Genomic DNA, 14,270 nt, shown 5'->3' on the forward strand with positions numbered 1-14,270 from the left:
GAATCCACGGACCCCGCCGACACCCCGGACCCACCTCCGGTCCGTTCCCCCCACCTGTGCGACACACGTGCGACGGGCCCCTGCGCGTGTCCGGGCTCAGTCCTGCGGCCAGGCCTCGGCCAGCATCTTCCGGGTGTCCGCCAGCAGCTGCGGCAGCACCTTGGTGTGGCCGACCACCGGCATGAAGTTGGTGTCCCCGCCCCAGCGCGGCACCACGTGCTGGTGCAGGTGCGCCGCGATCCCGGCACCGGCCGCCGCGCCCTGGTTCATCCCGATGTTGAAGCCGTGCGCCCCCGAGGCCGCCCGCAGCGCCGTCATCGCCTTCTTGGTGAACACCGCCAGCTCGGCGGTCTCCGCCTCGTCCAGCTCGGTGTAGTCGGCAACGTGCCGGTACGGGACGACCATCAGGTGCCCGCCGTTGTAGGGGTACAGGTTGAGCACCGCGAACACCGTGCTCCCGCGCATGACGACCAGCCCGTCCTCGTCGCTCAGCGACGGGATCGAGCAGAACGGACAACCGTCGTCCGGGGCCGGGCCGGTGGGCTTGTTCTCTCCCTGGATGTACGCCATCCGATGGGGGGTCCACAGGCGGCGGAAGCCGTCCGGCTCGCCGACGCCCCGCTGCAGTTCCGGCTCAGTCGTCATGCTGATCAGCATATTCGCCCGGCGGAACTTGCAAAGCAGAGTGGGGCAGACTCCTCAGGAGCCTGCCCACACCTACCACCGTCTACGGCGTCACACCTGGATGCGACGCTCCACCGCATCCACGATCTCGGCGATCGCCTCGGCCAGCGGCACGCCGTTCTTCTGCTCGCCGTTGCGGTAGCGGAAGGAGACCGCACCCGCCTCGACGTCGTCGTTGCCCGCGATCAGCATGAACGGCACCTTGGTCTTCTGCGCGTTCCTGATCTTCTTCTGCATCCGGTCGTCCGAGGTGTCCACCTCGACCCGGATCCCGCGCTTCTTGAGCTCGGCCGCGACCTCCAGCAGGTACGGCACGTGCTCGTCGGTGATCGGGATGCCGGTCACGGTGACCGGGGCCAGCCACGGCGGCATGGCGCCGGCGTAGTGCTCCAGCAGCACTGCGAAGAAGCGCTCGATCGAGCCGAACAGCGCACGGTGGATCATGACCGGCCGCTGGCGCGATCCGTCGGCCGCCGTGTACTCCAGGTCGAAGCGCTCGGGCAGGTTGAAGTCCAGCTGGATGGTGCTCATCTGCCAGGTACGGCCGATGGCGTCGCGCGCCTGGACCGAGATCTTCGGGCCGTAGAAGGCCGCGCCGCCCGGGTCCGGGACGAGCGGGAGGCCCTGCTTCTCGGCCACGCTCGCGAGGACCGCGGTGGCCTCCTCCCAGGTCTCGTCCGAACCGACGTACTTGTTCTCGTCCTTGGTGGAGAGCTCCAGGTAGAAGTCGGTCAGGCCGTAGTCCCGCAGCAGGTTGAGCACGAAGGTCAGCGTCGAGTCGAGCTCCTCCGCCATCTGCTCGCGGGTGCAGTAGATGTGCGCGTCGTCCTGGGTGAAGCCGCGGGCACGGGTCAGACCGTGCACGACACCGGACTTCTCGTACCGGTACACCGTCCCGAACTCGAAGAGGCGCAGCGGCAGTTCACGGTACGAGCGGCCGCGCGCGTCGAAGATCAGGTTGTGCATCGGGCAGTTCATGGGCTTCAGGTAGTAGTCCACGCCCTCGTCGAGCTGCATGGGCGGGTACATACCGTCGGCGTACCAGTCCAGGTGGCCGCTCTTCTCGAAGAGCTTCCCCTTGGTGGCGTGCGGGGTGTAGACGAACTCGTAGCCCTCGTCCTCGTGCCGCTTGCGCGAGTAGTCCTCCATGGCACGGCGGATGATGCCGCCCTTGGGGTGGAAGACGGCGAGGCCGGAGCCGATCTCCTCGGGGATGGAGAAGAGGTCGAGCTCGTTGCCGAGCTTGCGGTGGTCGCGCTTCTCGGCCTCCACCAGGAAGTCGAGGTGCGCCTTCAGCTCGTCCTTGGTCGGCCAGGCGGTGCCGTAGATGCGCTGGAGCATCGGGTTCTTCTCGCTGCCGCGCCAGTAGGCGGCCGCGTTGCGCATCAGCTTGAACGCCGGGATGTGCCGGGTGGACGGCAGGTGCGGGCCGCGGCAGAGGTCGCCCCAGCAGAGGTCGCCGGTCTTGGCGTCCAGGTTGTCGTAGATGGTCAGCTCGCCGGCGCCGACCTCGACGTCGGCGCCCTCGCCGGCGGTGGCGGCGGAGCCCTTGAGGCCGATCAGCTCCAGCTTGTACGGCTCGGCGACGAGCTCCTCGCGGGCGTCCTCGTCGGTGACCACGCGGCGGGAGAACTTCTGCCCGCGCTTGATGATCTCCTGCATCTTCTTCTCGATGGCCTTGAGGTCATCGGGGTGGAACGGCTTCTCGACGTCGAAGTCGTAGTAGAAGCCGTCCTTGACCGGCGGGCCGATGCCGAGCTTGGCCTCCGGGAAGAGCTGCTGCACGGCCTGCGCCATGACGTGCGCGGTGGAGTGGCGCAGGATGTCCAGGCCGTCCTTGCTGCCGATCGCGACCGGCTCGGCCTCGTCGCCGTCCTGCAGGACGTACGCGAGGTCCTTGAGCTGGCCGCCGACACGGACGGCGATGATCGAGCGGTCGTCGGCGAAGAGCTCGGCGGCCGTAGTGCCCGTGGTCACCACGCGCTCTTCCCGATCGGGTTCGCGGTTGATGATTACCCGGACGTCCGTCACCGGTCTCTCCTGACGTGCTGGATTCATAGGACGCAACACTCCGCTGCGCGTGACGATGGTACCGAGAGCACCACCCCCGCCGTGCACCTACGCCCCCTGTCCCACCTCCCCCAGCGTCTTCAGCAGCCGCTGCCGCTCGGCCTCTTCCAGCCCGCACAGCTCCAGGCCGCGCGGGTGGGTGAGCCGGCGGAAGCCGCCGCGCCGCTCCAGCCGGCCGCTGACCCGCACCGGAGCGCCCGCGAGGTGGGCCTCGGTGGCCAGCCGGTACGCCGGGTCGGCGAGCCGCAGCCGCACCTCGCTGACCTCCGCTCCGCCGAGCACGCGCAGCCGTACGGTGCCGGGGCCGGCCGGGTCGGCGCGCTTGAGCCGCACCACCATGCCGACGACGGTGACGGCGACCGCCGGTTCGATCCGCTCCAGCAGCGCGGCGGCCTCTTCCAGGGCGGGCAGGTCGCCGGGCGAGAACTCCAGGGCGATCCGCCGGTCACCGAAGCCGCCGGGAGTCCCGGCGGCGGCCGACCAGGCGACGGAGAGCCGGCCGGCGGTCGCGCCGCGCACCAGCTCCTCGACGGACTGCACCAGTTCGCGGCTGACCCCGGCCTGGACGGCGTTCTCGAAGGCCTCCGGCCCGCCGCTCACCCGCCGGTAGTCGACGGCGTCCCGCAGCGCCTCCAGGGCGCGGACCAGTGTGGTCACGGCGGCCCGGCCCTCGGGCGCGGGGGTGTAGGCGGTGAGCCCGCCGCCGTTGTCCACCACGAGGCCCTGCTCGACCACCAGGACGTGTTCGAGGAAGTCCCCGGCCCACGCGTCCAGCCGGGCACCGAAGTAGGCGGCCCTGGTCCGCCCGGCCTTGGCGCCGGCCGCGAGCATCGCGCGCGCGGCCCGCTGGAGGCGTTCGGCGTCGTCCCAGGGCGCGGTGCCGGCCGGTCCGGGCAGCTCGCGCCGCCACTGCAGCTCGTCGCCGGGCACGGTGAGCGCCAGCAGGATGGAGCGGGCGGACGGGCTGCGGGAGTGCGAGAGCGCGGTGACGGCGTCGGCGAGCAGCTCGACGGCGTCGTCGAAGCCGTCCCCGGCGGGCACCAGCAGGCTGGTGCCCGGGTCGGCGTCGTCCGGCGGTGTCCAGCGCCCGTACCGGGCGGACGGGCCGCCGCGGCGGACCCAGCCGTGCCGGGCGAGCAGCGTGGCGAGCACCGCCGGGTCGACGGCGGCCGGGTCGGGCAGCGGCGGGGCGCCGTCCCGCGGCCCGTGTGGCAGCGTCATGGTCCTGCTCCTCCCCGCCGGGGGCCGGGCCGTCACGGGCTGCCGCCCGCACCGACCCGCGCCATGATGTCGCACAGTGCGCGGTCGTCGAAGACCTTCGCGGTGGGCACCCGGACGTTGGTCCGGCGCTGCCCGGTGACCGGGTGGCCGGCCAGGTTGACCCAGTAGCAGCAGTGCCGCAGCTCCAGCGCGTCCGGCCGGGCCTCCAGCCAGTGGTCGACCCGGCGCGGCAGCAGCATCACGACCAGGATCCGGGGCACCGCGACCCGGGCCCGCGCGAGTTTGCGCAGGTGGTCGTTGTCCAGGGTGAAGCTGAAGTACGGCCCGCGCGGTTCGGGCGCGATCTGCTGGGTGGCCTTGAGCTGGATCTTGATGGTGACCTCGTCGTCCACCTCGTGCGCCCGGGAGCCGTGGCTGACCTGCCAGTCGATGCCGTTGTCCGGGAACGGCTGGGAGAGCGAGCAGCCGGCCGCCGCGGCGACCGCGTGCAGGTAGCCGACCTGCAGTGTCTCCATGCAGGCCGTCACCGCCAGGTTTCCCCGCAGGACGGCAGCAGCCTCCTCGGGCTGCGGCTGTGTCAGCGCCATCGCCCCGTTGCCTCCCCCGGCACCCGGGCCCGTCCGGATTCGAACAGGACACCTGAACGCAGGGTGCCCGGCCGGGCCGCGGCCAAACGGTTGAGCTGGCGTCAGGAGCGGTATCACCTCTCTCGGGAACGCAGTCCTGAGGGGCAGTCATGCAGCAGCACTGGTACACCGGCCCGCTCGCCTCCTTCGACACCGAGACCACCGGCGTGGACGTCGAGACCGACCGGATCGTCTCGGCCGCCCTGGTCGTCCAACCCGCCCCGGGCACGCCCGCGCGGACCGCCACCTGGCTGGCCGACCCGGGCGTCCCGATACCCGACGGCGCCCGCGCGGTGCACGGCATCACCGACGAGCGGGTACGCGCGTTCGGCCGCCCGGCCCGGACGGTGGTGGCGGAGGTCGCCCGCGCCCTGGCCGAGCAGGCCCGCGCCGGCCGCCCGGTGGTGGTGATGAACGCGCCGTACGACCTGACGCTGCTGGACCGGGAGTTGCGCCGGCACTGGTCGACGTCGCTGGCGGACGGGCTGGGCCCGCAGGGGCTGCTGGTGCTCGACCCGCGGGTGCTGGACAAGCACGTGGACCGCTACCGCAAGGGCCGGCGCACCCTGACCGATCTCTGCGCGCACTACGGGGTGGAGCTGGCCGGGGCCCACGACGCGGCGGCGGACGCGACGGCGGCGCTGGAGCTGGTCCGGGCGATCGGCGCGCGCTACCCGGCGGCGCTGGGCGGGCTGTCGGCGGCGGAGTTGCACCTGCGGCAGGCGGTCTGGCACGCGGCGCAGGCGCGGGGGCTGCAGAACTGGTTCGACCGCTCGGGAACGCCGGAGCGGGTGGACTTCTCCTGGCCGCTGCGGCCGGCCCGGTGCGGCTGCGGACGGCGGCTCTCGCCGGAGCACAGCTGCGAGGTGGCGGCGTAGCAGGCCGGCCGGGACACGGTTGGTCCGCGAACGCCGCAGGCCCTGACCGGTCTTCCGATCAGGGCCTGCGTGCTGTCCGGTGGGCGATACTGGGATCGAACCAGTGACCCCTTCGGTGTGAACGAAGTGCTCTCCCGCTGAGCTAATCGCCCGGGCAACGAGAAGAACAGTAGCACCATTCGGGGGGTGTCGTACAACTCGCATCCCCCGGCGACCACCTGGCGCATCCGCAGAACTCGCACTCCGCGCGGAAGATGACTGCGTCTCAGCCCGATTCCGGGGCAACTCCCGAGCAGTTGTTCACGGCATTGCGGAAATACACGTGAGGCCCAGCCGATAATCGGCTGGGCCTCACGTATCACAATGCATTCCGGTGGGCGATACTGGGATCGAACCAGTGACCCCTTCGGTGTGAACGAAGTGCTCTCCCGCTGAGCTAATCGCCCGGGTGCAGGGAAAACATTACCGCATCCCGTGGGGTGGTCCGAACACCCCTCGTTCCGGCACCCCGCCCCACCCGGCTCCCCGCCCGTCCCCCGGACGGGCGCCACCGGTTGCGGCCGTCCGGGGTCAGCTGTCCTTGATCTTCCAGGGCATGACCAGCCCGTACTTCCACAGGTACCAGCCACCGATCCCGGCGATCACCGCCAGGCCGATCACGGTGAGCGTGATGTTGCGCCGCCGCACCCTCGGGTCCAGCGCCTTCTGGGCCGCCTCGGCCACCTTGCGACGCGTCCAGCGCAGTGCCAGCTGGGCCCAGACGAACTCGGTCGCCCAGATGCCCATGCCCAGGAAGATGACCACCCAGCCCGGTCCGGGCAGCGGCAGCATGATCACGCCGGCCCCCACCACCGCGAGGCCGACCAGGAAGACCGCCACCTGCCAGCTCAGGTGCAGCGTCCGGGAGCGCCGGATGAACAGCGGCGCACGCGAGCCGAGCGGCCGGCCGCCGTCCGCGTCCTCCGGCTCCCGGCCGTCCCCGCCCTCCGCCGCCCTCGGCCCCGTCTCGTCCGGCACGACCGCCTCCCCCGTTCTCGTGTTCCCGGCCGCGTTCGCGCCCGCCTTGTCGCTTCGCACAGTCATGCCAGGAAACTAACCGAGAAGTGGCCCGGTAATGCCCCGACGGGCGCTCCGTGCCGATTCCGCAATGCGCCGTAAGGGGTACGACTCGCCCCCGAATCGGGACAGAGGGGTTTACATCGGTCTTGGAGGTGGGATGGTCCGTTCGCCGACGTGCGATTCCCCGAGCGCACACTGAGCGAAAGGCCATGGCGCTTATGAACACCACGGTCAGCTGCGAGCTGCACCTGCGCCTCATCGTGTCCAGCGAGTCCTCACTGCCCGTCCCCGCGGGCCTGCGCTACGACACCGCCGACCCCTATGCCGTGCACGCCACGTTCCACACCGGCGCCGACGAGACCGTGGAGTGGGTGTTCGCCCGAGATCTCCTTGCGGAGGGGCTGCACCGACCCACCGGTACCGGCGACGTCCGGGTGTGGCCCTCGCGCAGCCACGGGCAAGGGGTGGTCTGCATCGCGCTGAGCTCTCCGGAAGGAGAAGCCCTGCTGGAAGCCCCGGCCCGCGCGCTTGAGTCGTTCCTCAAGCGGACGGACGCCGCCGTGCCCCCCGGCACCGAACACCGTCACTTCGACCTCGACCGGGAGCTGTCCCACATCCTCGCCGAAAGCTGACCCCGTCAGGGAGGCGGTCAAGCCCCGCTGTCCGCGGGGCCGCACTCCCTGCCGTCACCGCAGCCGTCCTACTCGGGGGCACGGCAGCAGACTCAGCCGCGCACGACGCGGTCTCGGGGCCGGTGACACGGTCCGCTCCCACCGGAGCGGGCCACCGCACCGCAGGCGCCCGGCACCGGAGCCGGCCATCCGCACGGGTGGCCGGCCTCGCTGCCGGGCGCCGCCTGTTTTCCGGGCGCCTTTTTTTCAGGGCGCCGCTTCTCTCGGGCACCTCTTCTTGCGAGCGCCTGTACTTCCGGGCGCCTCTTCTTGCGGGCGCTGTGCGTCCCGGTGCACCTTTCGTCCGGGCGCCCGCCTCGTCCGGCGCCTGGGCGACCCGGCGGTGTCGCGCATCTCCGCGACGTACGTACGGTCCTTCGAAAGAAGCTTCCGCCCTGTGCGGCGGGGCCCGGTAAGGTCTGAGGTTGACCCGTAGACGCGGGGTGCCGACGGCCCCCTCCGCGCGAGGAGCCCCCACGTGCTGATCACCCATGACACCGAGTGCGCGCTGAGCATCCTCGTCGAGCTGCTCAACACCGCACCCGAGGTGTGCGGCACCGAGCTGCTGCCCGACGTGGCCGCGCTGGACGCCTTCGTGATCCGGCAGGAGATCAGCGAGATCGACTCGCTGACCGAGAACGACCTTCGCAGCGTGCACGAGCTGCGCACCCGGCTGCGGGAGGTGTTCGGCACCGAGGGCACGGCGGAGGCCGCCGATCTGGTCAACGCCCTGGTCGCGGACGCAGGCACCACGCCGCGGCTGACCAACCACGACCACCACGGGTGGCACATCCACTACTTCGCGCCGCACGCCGCCCTGCACGACCACCTGGCGGCCGAGCTGGGCATGGCACTGGCCTTCATCCTCACCGCGGGCGAGCGGGAGCGGCTGCGCCGGTGCGAGGCCCCGGACTGCGCGCGCGTCTTCGTCGACCTCTCGCGCAACCGCTCCCGCCGCTACTGCGACAGCCGCACCTGCGGCAACCGGCTCCACGTCGCCGCCTACCGGGCCCGCCAGCGCTCGGCGGAGGCCGTGCCCTCGGCCTGAGGACCGTCGGCCGCCGGCAGTCCTCAGATGCCGCGGCGGCGGAGGATCTCCTCGATGTCGGCGAAGTCGTCGCCGAGGCCTTCGTCCCGCTTGCCGGCCTTCGAAGGCTTCGGGGCACCGACCTTCGGCGCACCGACCTTCGGAGCGCCGCTCTTCTGGGCGCCGGCCGGTGGCTGTGCGGGCGCCCCGGTGACGGCGGGCCGTGTCGCGGCCGCCCCGGCGGCCTCCGGGCGGGCCTCGGCGGCACCCACGGCACGGCGGCGGCTCACCCAGCGGGTGGCCGCCCAGCAGGCCGGCCGAGACCGCGAGCAGCACGATGCCCGTCCAGACCCGCGGGTCGAAGACCAGCCTGGTCGCCCAGTCGGCCAGCTCGCTGCCGATCGTCCGCGCCACCGGGAAGAGCCCGGTCAGGTAGAGCCCGGCCGGCAGCAGCGCCACGGCGAACCAGCGGGTCGCGGAGAGGAAGCGCCGGCGGTACGCGCGCAGGCCGGCCACGGCCACCCCGCCCGCAGTGAGCGCGAAACTGACCGCTGCCGTCAGCACGGGCGCACCCCGCTCGCACCGGTCGCTCTGCTCACCCTGGTCGTTCCGGTCATCGGACCTCCCCGTCACTCGGGCCGGCACCCGGGCACACCGCCGGGACGGGGGCGGGGCCCATTAGTGGAACACTGGGGACATGATCGAAGGTTCCCTCCCCCGCCTCGAGTTCTGGTGCGAGCTCCAGTGCCCGGACTGCCGCACCGCCCTGGACGACGTACGGGCCCTGCGGGCCACGTACGGCGACGCACTCACGATCGAGCTGCGGCACTTCCCCCTGGAGAAGCACAAGCACGCGTACGCCGCGGCGCAGGCCACCGAGGAGGCGTTCGCGCAGGGGCTGGGGTGGCCCTACGTCGAGGCGCTGCTGGCCCGGGTCGAGGAGCTGGACGCGCGCGGCGAGGAGGTGCTCCTGGAGGTGGCCCGCGAGGTCGGGGTGGACGCCGAGGAGGTCGACACCGCGCTGGTCGACGGCCGGCACACGCTGATCGTCGACGCCGACCAGGCGGAGGGCAAGGCGATCGGGGTCAGCGGCACCCCGACGTATGTGATCGCCGGGCAGCGGCTGGACGGCGGGCAGAGCCAGGACGGCCTGCGGGACCGGATCACGGCCGCCATCGAGGCGGCGAAGACTTCCTGACCCCCCGTCAACCCGCCTGTCAGATCAGCGGCTTGCCGTAGATCCGGTTGGTGACCCGGTAGCCGAGCGACTCGTACAGGCGGATCGCGACCCGGTTGCCGCTGAAGACGTTCAGCCCGAGGTCGCGCACGCCCGCGGCCAGGCACTCGCGCTCGGCGAGCAGCATCAGCGAGCGGCCGTGACCGTGCCCCCGGTGCGCCTCGGCCACCTCCACCACCATCACCCAGGCGAGCGGGCCGCCGTCGGGCAGGTCACGGACCCGCAGGGCCAGCCAGAGGGCGCCCAGCGGGTCCGTCCCGTCCCCGTAGAGGCGGCGCAGGGCCACCCCCGGGGTGTCGGCACCCTGCGGCAGCAGGTGCACGTGGTCGGCGTCCGACTTGGCGCGCGCCTGCTCCTCGCTGAGGCCGGAGGAGAGCAGGTCGCTGATGTAGCCCTCCTTGGCCTCGGCGAGCCAGCCGGGGAACTCCCCGGGACCGATCCGGCGCGCCTCGACGCCCCCCGGCAGTACGGGCGGGGCGTCCAGGCGCTTGGCCATGTTCCGCATCCGCTCGCTGTAGCCGAGGGCCGCGGCGAGGCCGCGCGCCGGCTGCGCCGACTCCGGGATGTCGGCGTCCACCCGGGAACAGCCCCAGCCGCGGAGCACCTCCTCGGCAGCCAGCGCGCCGAACGTCCCGCGGCCCCGACCGCGCCCCTCGTTCACCTCCAACTCGGAGATCTCGCCCCAGAGTTGGGGGCCACGCAGGACGGTGGTGGTGCGCAGTGCGCCGACCGGGCGGCCGTTGGCGCAGATCTGCCAGCGTCTGGTGCGGCCGCCCGCGGCGGTGGGTGACTCCGGCCCCTCGGGGCGCAGCGTGGTGGTCATGTCGGGGTCCCTTCCCCTCCGCGCGGGTGTTCTATCCGCCGGGGACGCTTCGGGGATTCAACCGGTCCGCCGGGCTCGACCGGCGCGCCGGAGTCGTGCCCGGCCGGCGCGCCCCCAGGCCCGGCCGGGGTTGCGGGCCCCGCTGTGGCCACGGGCCTCCCCTTGAGACTGCGGCCCGCCCCGACTGCGGGCCTCGCCCGGTCACGGGTCGAGGTCGTCGCCGCTGCGCTCGGTGAAGACCGCCATGGCCTTGGCGGTGACCGGCCCGGGGCCCGGGAGTTCGCGGTCGTCGACGCGGCTGACGGCCTGGACGTCGCGCAGGGTGGAGGTCAGGAAGATCTCCTCCGCCTCCTGGAGCACGTCGAACGGCAGGTCGGTCTCCTCGGCGTCGCACCAGTCGATGACGAGCCGGCGGGTGACGCCGGCCAGGCAGCCGGACGCGAGGGTGGGCGTGAGCAGCCGGCCGCCGAGGACGACGAAGACGTTGGAGCCGGTGCCCTCGCAGAGCTGTCCGGCCGTGTTGGCGAACAGGGCCTCGGAGGCGCGGGCGCGGTGGGCGGCGGCGAGCGCGACGACGTTCTCGGCGTACGAGGTGGTCTTGAGGCCGGCGACGGCGCTGTGCTCGTTGCGGCGCCACGGGACGGTCGCGACGGCGGTGGTGTCGGAGCGGTGGGCGGCGGCGCCGAGGGAGACGACCAGGGTGGGGGTGTCGTTGCCGCGCTCCGAGCCGAGCGGGGAGGCGCCGCCGGTGTAGGTGAGGCGCAGGCGGCCGAGCGGCATCGGATTGGCCGCGAGGACCTGCGCGCAGGCCTCGCGGACCACGTCGTGGTCGGGGTCGGGCAGGCCGAGACCGCGGGCGGAGCGGGTGAGCCGGTCGAGGTGGCGGGTGACGGCGAAGGCCCGGCCGTCGACGGCCTTCATGGTCTCGAAGACCCCGTCACCGGTGGTGAGCCCGTGGTCGAGGACGGAGACGGCGGCGTCGGCGGAGTCGACAAGTGAACCGTTGACCCAGCTCTTGGTCGGGTGCTGCATCGAGGGCTGCTCCTCAAGGCGGTGGTGCGGTGGGGGTGTGCCCGGACCGATGGCCGGCCCGGCGGTGTTCGTCCCGGGTCAGGCGGCTTTCCGCCGTCAGTCGGTCTCGGTGCCCGACGCTATCGCGACCAGGCGGGCGGCCTTCAGTTCGGTTTCCGCCCACTCGCGCTCGGGGTCGGAGCCCCAGGTGATGCCGGCGCCCGTGCCGAAGCGCAGGAGAGGTGCACCCGGGTCGGCGCGGTCGATCCAGAACGTCCGGATGCCGACGGCGAGTTCGCCCTCGCCGCGGTCGGCGTCCACCCAGCCGACGGCGCCGCAGTAGGGGCCTCGGGGGGCGGTCTCCAAGGCGTCGATGATCCGCAGCGCGCTGGACTTGGGGGCGCCGGTGACCGAGCCGGGCGGGAAGGTCGCGTCCAGCAGTTCGGGCCAGCCCGCGTCCGTGCGCAGGGTGCCCTGGACGGTGGAGACCAGGTGCACCAGGCCCGGGTGCTTCTCGATGGCACAGAGGTCGGGGACGGTGACCGTGCCGGTCTCGCAGACCCGGCCGAGGTCGTTGCGGACCAGGTCCACGATCATCACGTTCTCGGCGTGGTCCTTCTCCAGGAGGTCCGCCTCCGTGCGGCCGGTGCCCTTGATCGGGCCGGAGGAGACGGTGCGGCCGTCGCGACGCAGGTAGAGCTCGGGCGAGGCGGTCGCGATCTCGACGCCGTGCCCCGGCAGGCGGATCGTTCCGGCGTAGGGGGCCGGGTTGCCGTGAGCGAGCAGGCCGGTGAGGGCGTCGACGTCCGTCCGGGACGGGTCGGGCAGCGGCGCGGTGAGCACGCGGCAGAGGTTGGCCTGGTAGACCTCGCCGGCCGCGATGTGCTCGCGGATGCGGCGCACGCCCGCGGTGTAGGCGGCGCGGTCGAGCGAGCTGTGCCAGCCGTCGGCGGCCGGTCCGAGCCAGCCGGCACCGGACGGGGGCGCGGGGGCGGGGCGGAGGTCGTCGAAGCGGGCACAGGTGAGCCGGCCCTCGAAGTCGTAGGCGACGGCCCAGAAGCCGGAGGAGTCGAGCGCGGCCGGGTCCGAGGTGACGTCGCGCAGCCCGGTGGCGAGGCGGCCGCCGAAGCGGGCGAGCGGGCTGTGGGGGTCGGGGTGGCCGGACACGGTTCTCCTGCACGGGGTGGCTGGGCTGCGGTGCCTGAAGTGTAGGTCGGGGGTTCGGGCGGTGGCCTGGGGTGTTTCGGCGGCCCGGCTGCGCCCGGCGTGGTGGGCAGGCCGCGCTCGGTGTCACGGCGGGGGCGTGAGCAGGTACGGGCGTCGCGCGGGTGTGCGCCGGGTGGCCGGCGGATGATCGCCCGGAACCGCCGCTGGTGGGGGCCGGTGACCCGGCGGAACGGCCGACGGGACGGCGCTCCGCGGGCATCCCCTCGGCACGCTGCGGGAACGGATTTTTAGCTGGCCCAGGAATCCGCTAGAGTTCAACACGTCGCCAGGGAGCGCAGCCGAAGAAAAGCGGTGAAGATCCCGGGAGACAGGCGGACGTGGCTCAGTTGGTAGAGCATCACCTTGCCAAGGTGAGGGTCGCGAGTTCGAATCTCGTCGTCCGCTCGATGGAGAACAGTGTAAGATCGTTCTTCGTGTGTTGCCTGGTGGAGTGGCCGAGAGGCGAGGCAACGGCCTGCAAAGCCGTCTACACGGGTTCAAATCCCGTCTCCACCTCCAAGAGGATCGCCCGGTTCCGCCGGGTGACCTCCCCGCGCGATTAGCTCAGCGGGAGAGCACTACCTTGACACGGTAGGGGTCACTGGTTCAATCCCAGTATCGCGCACGTCGGATCCTTCGGGGTCTGCTGCAGGACCGCCTTACCAGGCGCGATTAGCTCAGCGGGAGAGCACTACCTTGACACGGTAGGGGTCACTGGTTCAATCCCAGTATCGCGCACGTCGGGCCCTTCGGGGTCTGCTGCAGGACCGCCTCACCAGGCGCGATTAGCTCAGCGGGAGAGCACTACCTTGACACGGTAGGGGTCACTGGTTCAATCCCAGTATCGCGCACAGTAACGGCCGGGCCGTGATCCGTAAGGGTCACGGCCCGGCCCTTTTGCATGCCCTGACTGCTGGGGAAGCCGCCTTGCTGCGGGAATCTGCTTCGGGAAGAAGAAGAGCCGCGTACGGTCGCCCTCACCGACGTCCGTACGCGGCATCTCCGCCTGCCGGGGTGCTCCAGCGCACCGCTCTCGCCCGTCCGCGAGTCGTCGCGGGCGCGGGCCCTCCCCCGGCGGCACTGGCTCCCCGTCCCCAGGGGATCAGTGCCCGTTCAGTGGCCGGCTCTTGGCAGCCGGACCGGTCTTTGTTGGTCTTCGCTGGTCTGTGCTCGGTCGGTCGTTTGGTCGGTCGTTTGGTCCCGGCGGCCCGAGTGGCCTCCGTCGCCCCGGTGGTCGGTCGTCAGCGGATGATCAGGTCGGCGACGGCCTGGGCCTGGTTCGCCATCTGCTCCCAGCCACCGAAGAGCATGACCAGCAGTACGGCACAGGGCAGCGCCATGGCGAGCGCCACCGCCGGGTGCCTGGTCGGCTCCGCGGACTGGCGCTGAGTGAAGGCCGGCCGACGGCGGCGGGGGGATCCCGTGAGCTGCGTTGCCATGCCCCTACTCCTGATTCGTGTACTGCCCGTGCCTGTCGATCCGGTCGTACGGCCGGTCGAAGTAGACGCGGTGGACGGCTTACCTCGGGGGACGAGCGCCCCGTCCACCGCTGAGGACAACGCTATGGCGCGAGGGGGTGGTCGGACGTCATGCCGTCGTACTGTTCTGCGGGCATCCCGGAGGATGACGCTCCGACCTAGGGACTACTACCGCAGGGGGAGACGGCCTCGACCGCGCCCCCGGGGGAACCCTGAGAGACGACCCCGAGAAACGTTTCCGCACCCTCGTGACCTGCCGGGCAGTGCAAGATCCGACAA

General features: G+C 72.1%; 14 protein-coding genes and 7 tRNA genes. 9 read left to right on the forward strand and 12 right to left on the reverse strand.

What is annotated here, in order from left to right; genetic code table 11:
• Positions 1 to 96 precede the first annotated feature (96 nt).
• From ACZ6NC_RS12970 to ACZ6NC_RS12985, 4 genes are all read right to left on the reverse strand, one after another.
• Positions 97 to 657, reverse strand: a complete 561-nt coding sequence (locus tag ACZ6NC_RS12970) for an HIT family protein (RefSeq protein WP_465731930.1) — start codon at positions 655 to 657, stop codon at positions 97 to 99.
• A 78-nt stretch (positions 658 to 735) separates the two neighbouring features.
• Positions 736 to 2,715, reverse strand: coding sequence for a threonine--tRNA ligase (thrS, locus tag ACZ6NC_RS12975; protein WP_465731932.1), 1,980 nt, complete (start codon positions 2,713 to 2,715; stop codon positions 736 to 738).
• An 87-nt stretch (positions 2,716 to 2,802) separates the two neighbouring features.
• Positions 2,803 to 3,975 (reverse strand): hypothetical protein, encoded by a 1,173-nt coding sequence (locus ACZ6NC_RS12980; protein WP_465731934.1) that lies wholly within the window; start codon positions 3,973 to 3,975, stop codon positions 2,803 to 2,805.
• A gap of 32 nt (positions 3,976 to 4,007) precedes the next feature.
• Positions 4,008 to 4,562 (reverse strand): DUF4365 domain-containing protein, encoded by a 555-nt coding sequence (locus ACZ6NC_RS12985; RefSeq protein WP_465731936.1) that lies wholly within the window; start codon positions 4,560 to 4,562, stop codon positions 4,008 to 4,010.
• A gap of 149 nt (positions 4,563 to 4,711) precedes the next feature.
• On the opposite strand from ACZ6NC_RS12985, the gene ACZ6NC_RS12990 reads away from it, so the two are divergent.
• Complete coding sequence (locus tag ACZ6NC_RS12990) at positions 4,712 to 5,479, forward strand: exonuclease domain-containing protein (RefSeq protein WP_465731938.1); 768 nt, start codon at positions 4,712 to 4,714, stop codon at positions 5,477 to 5,479.
• Positions 5,480 to 5,559: 80 nt separating this feature from the next.
• Here the strand turns inward: ACZ6NC_RS12990 and ACZ6NC_RS12995 are convergent.
• From ACZ6NC_RS12995 to ACZ6NC_RS13005, 3 genes are all read right to left on the reverse strand, one after another.
• A tRNA-Val gene (locus tag ACZ6NC_RS12995) sits at positions 5,560 to 5,631 on the reverse strand.
• Positions 5,632 to 5,853: 222 nt separating this feature from the next.
• Positions 5,854 to 5,925: transfer RNA gene (locus ACZ6NC_RS13000), tRNA-Val, on the reverse strand.
• 124 nt (positions 5,926 to 6,049) lie between these two features.
• Complete coding sequence (locus ACZ6NC_RS13005) at positions 6,050 to 6,562, reverse strand: TIGR02611 family protein (protein WP_465731940.1); 513 nt, start codon at positions 6,560 to 6,562, stop codon at positions 6,050 to 6,052.
• 194 nt (positions 6,563 to 6,756) lie between these two features.
• Between ACZ6NC_RS13005 and ACZ6NC_RS13010 the strand changes: the two genes are divergently transcribed.
• Entirely contained in the window at positions 6,757 to 7,170 is a 414-nt protein-coding gene (locus ACZ6NC_RS13010; RefSeq protein WP_030056266.1) for an SsgA family sporulation/cell division regulator, read from the forward strand.
• Between the two features lie 517 nt (positions 7,171 to 7,687).
• Positions 7,688 to 8,257 carry a CGNR zinc finger domain-containing protein gene (locus tag ACZ6NC_RS13015; protein ID WP_465731942.1) on the forward strand — a complete coding sequence of 190 codons (570 nt, stop codon included), beginning with the start codon at positions 7,688 to 7,690 and terminating at the stop codon, positions 8,255 to 8,257.
• A gap of 23 nt (positions 8,258 to 8,280) precedes the next feature.
• Here ACZ6NC_RS13015 and ACZ6NC_RS13020 read toward each other — a convergent pair whose 3' ends face one another.
• Positions 8,281 to 8,526 carry a hypothetical protein gene (locus ACZ6NC_RS13020; protein ID WP_465731944.1) on the reverse strand — a complete coding sequence of 82 codons (246 nt, stop codon included), beginning with the start codon at positions 8,524 to 8,526 and terminating at the stop codon, positions 8,281 to 8,283.
• A gap of 407 nt (positions 8,527 to 8,933) precedes the next feature.
• Between ACZ6NC_RS13020 and ACZ6NC_RS13025 the strand changes: the two genes are divergently transcribed.
• On the forward strand, positions 8,934 to 9,434 hold the full coding sequence (locus ACZ6NC_RS13025; RefSeq protein ID WP_465731946.1) for a DsbA family protein: 501 nt from the start codon (positions 8,934 to 8,936) through the stop codon (positions 9,432 to 9,434).
• Positions 9,435 to 9,453: 19 nt separating this feature from the next.
• Here ACZ6NC_RS13025 and ACZ6NC_RS13030 read toward each other — a convergent pair whose 3' ends face one another.
• The 3 genes from ACZ6NC_RS13030 to ACZ6NC_RS13040 form a co-directional block, all read right to left on the reverse strand.
• The gene (locus tag ACZ6NC_RS13030) at positions 9,454 to 10,296 is read right to left on the reverse strand and encodes a GNAT family N-acetyltransferase (RefSeq protein ID WP_465731948.1); all 843 of its coding nucleotides are present in this window, start codon (positions 10,294 to 10,296) and stop codon (positions 9,454 to 9,456) included.
• Between the two features lie 201 nt (positions 10,297 to 10,497).
• On the reverse strand, positions 10,498 to 11,328 hold the full coding sequence (locus tag ACZ6NC_RS13035; protein ID WP_465731950.1) for an aminotransferase class IV: 831 nt from the start codon (positions 11,326 to 11,328) through the stop codon (positions 10,498 to 10,500).
• A gap of 96 nt (positions 11,329 to 11,424) precedes the next feature.
• The gene (locus tag ACZ6NC_RS13040) at positions 11,425 to 12,474 is read right to left on the reverse strand and encodes a chorismate-binding protein (protein WP_465731952.1); all 1,050 of its coding nucleotides are present in this window, start codon (positions 12,472 to 12,474) and stop codon (positions 11,425 to 11,427) included.
• Positions 12,475 to 12,845: 371 nt separating this feature from the next.
• Between ACZ6NC_RS13040 and ACZ6NC_RS13045 the strand changes: the two genes are divergently transcribed.
• From ACZ6NC_RS13045 to ACZ6NC_RS13065, 5 genes are all read left to right on the forward strand, one after another.
• Positions 12,846 to 12,918 (forward strand) — tRNA-Gly (locus ACZ6NC_RS13045).
• Between the two features lie 40 nt (positions 12,919 to 12,958).
• Positions 12,959 to 13,032 (forward strand) — tRNA-Cys (locus ACZ6NC_RS13050).
• Between the two features lie 34 nt (positions 13,033 to 13,066).
• Positions 13,067 to 13,138 (forward strand) — tRNA-Val (locus tag ACZ6NC_RS13055).
• A 41-nt stretch (positions 13,139 to 13,179) separates the two neighbouring features.
• A tRNA-Val gene (locus ACZ6NC_RS13060) sits at positions 13,180 to 13,251 on the forward strand.
• Between the two features lie 41 nt (positions 13,252 to 13,292).
• Positions 13,293 to 13,364: transfer RNA gene (locus ACZ6NC_RS13065), tRNA-Val, on the forward strand.
• Between the two features lie 390 nt (positions 13,365 to 13,754).
• On the opposite strand, the gene ACZ6NC_RS13070 is transcribed toward ACZ6NC_RS13065, so the two are convergent.
• Positions 13,755 to 13,952 carry a hypothetical protein gene (locus ACZ6NC_RS13070; protein WP_465731954.1) on the reverse strand — a complete coding sequence of 66 codons (198 nt, stop codon included), beginning with the start codon at positions 13,950 to 13,952 and terminating at the stop codon, positions 13,755 to 13,757.
• Positions 13,953 to 14,270: the final 318 nt, after the last annotated feature.

This window comes from Kitasatospora sp. NPDC041988 (genome assembly GCF_055588525.1).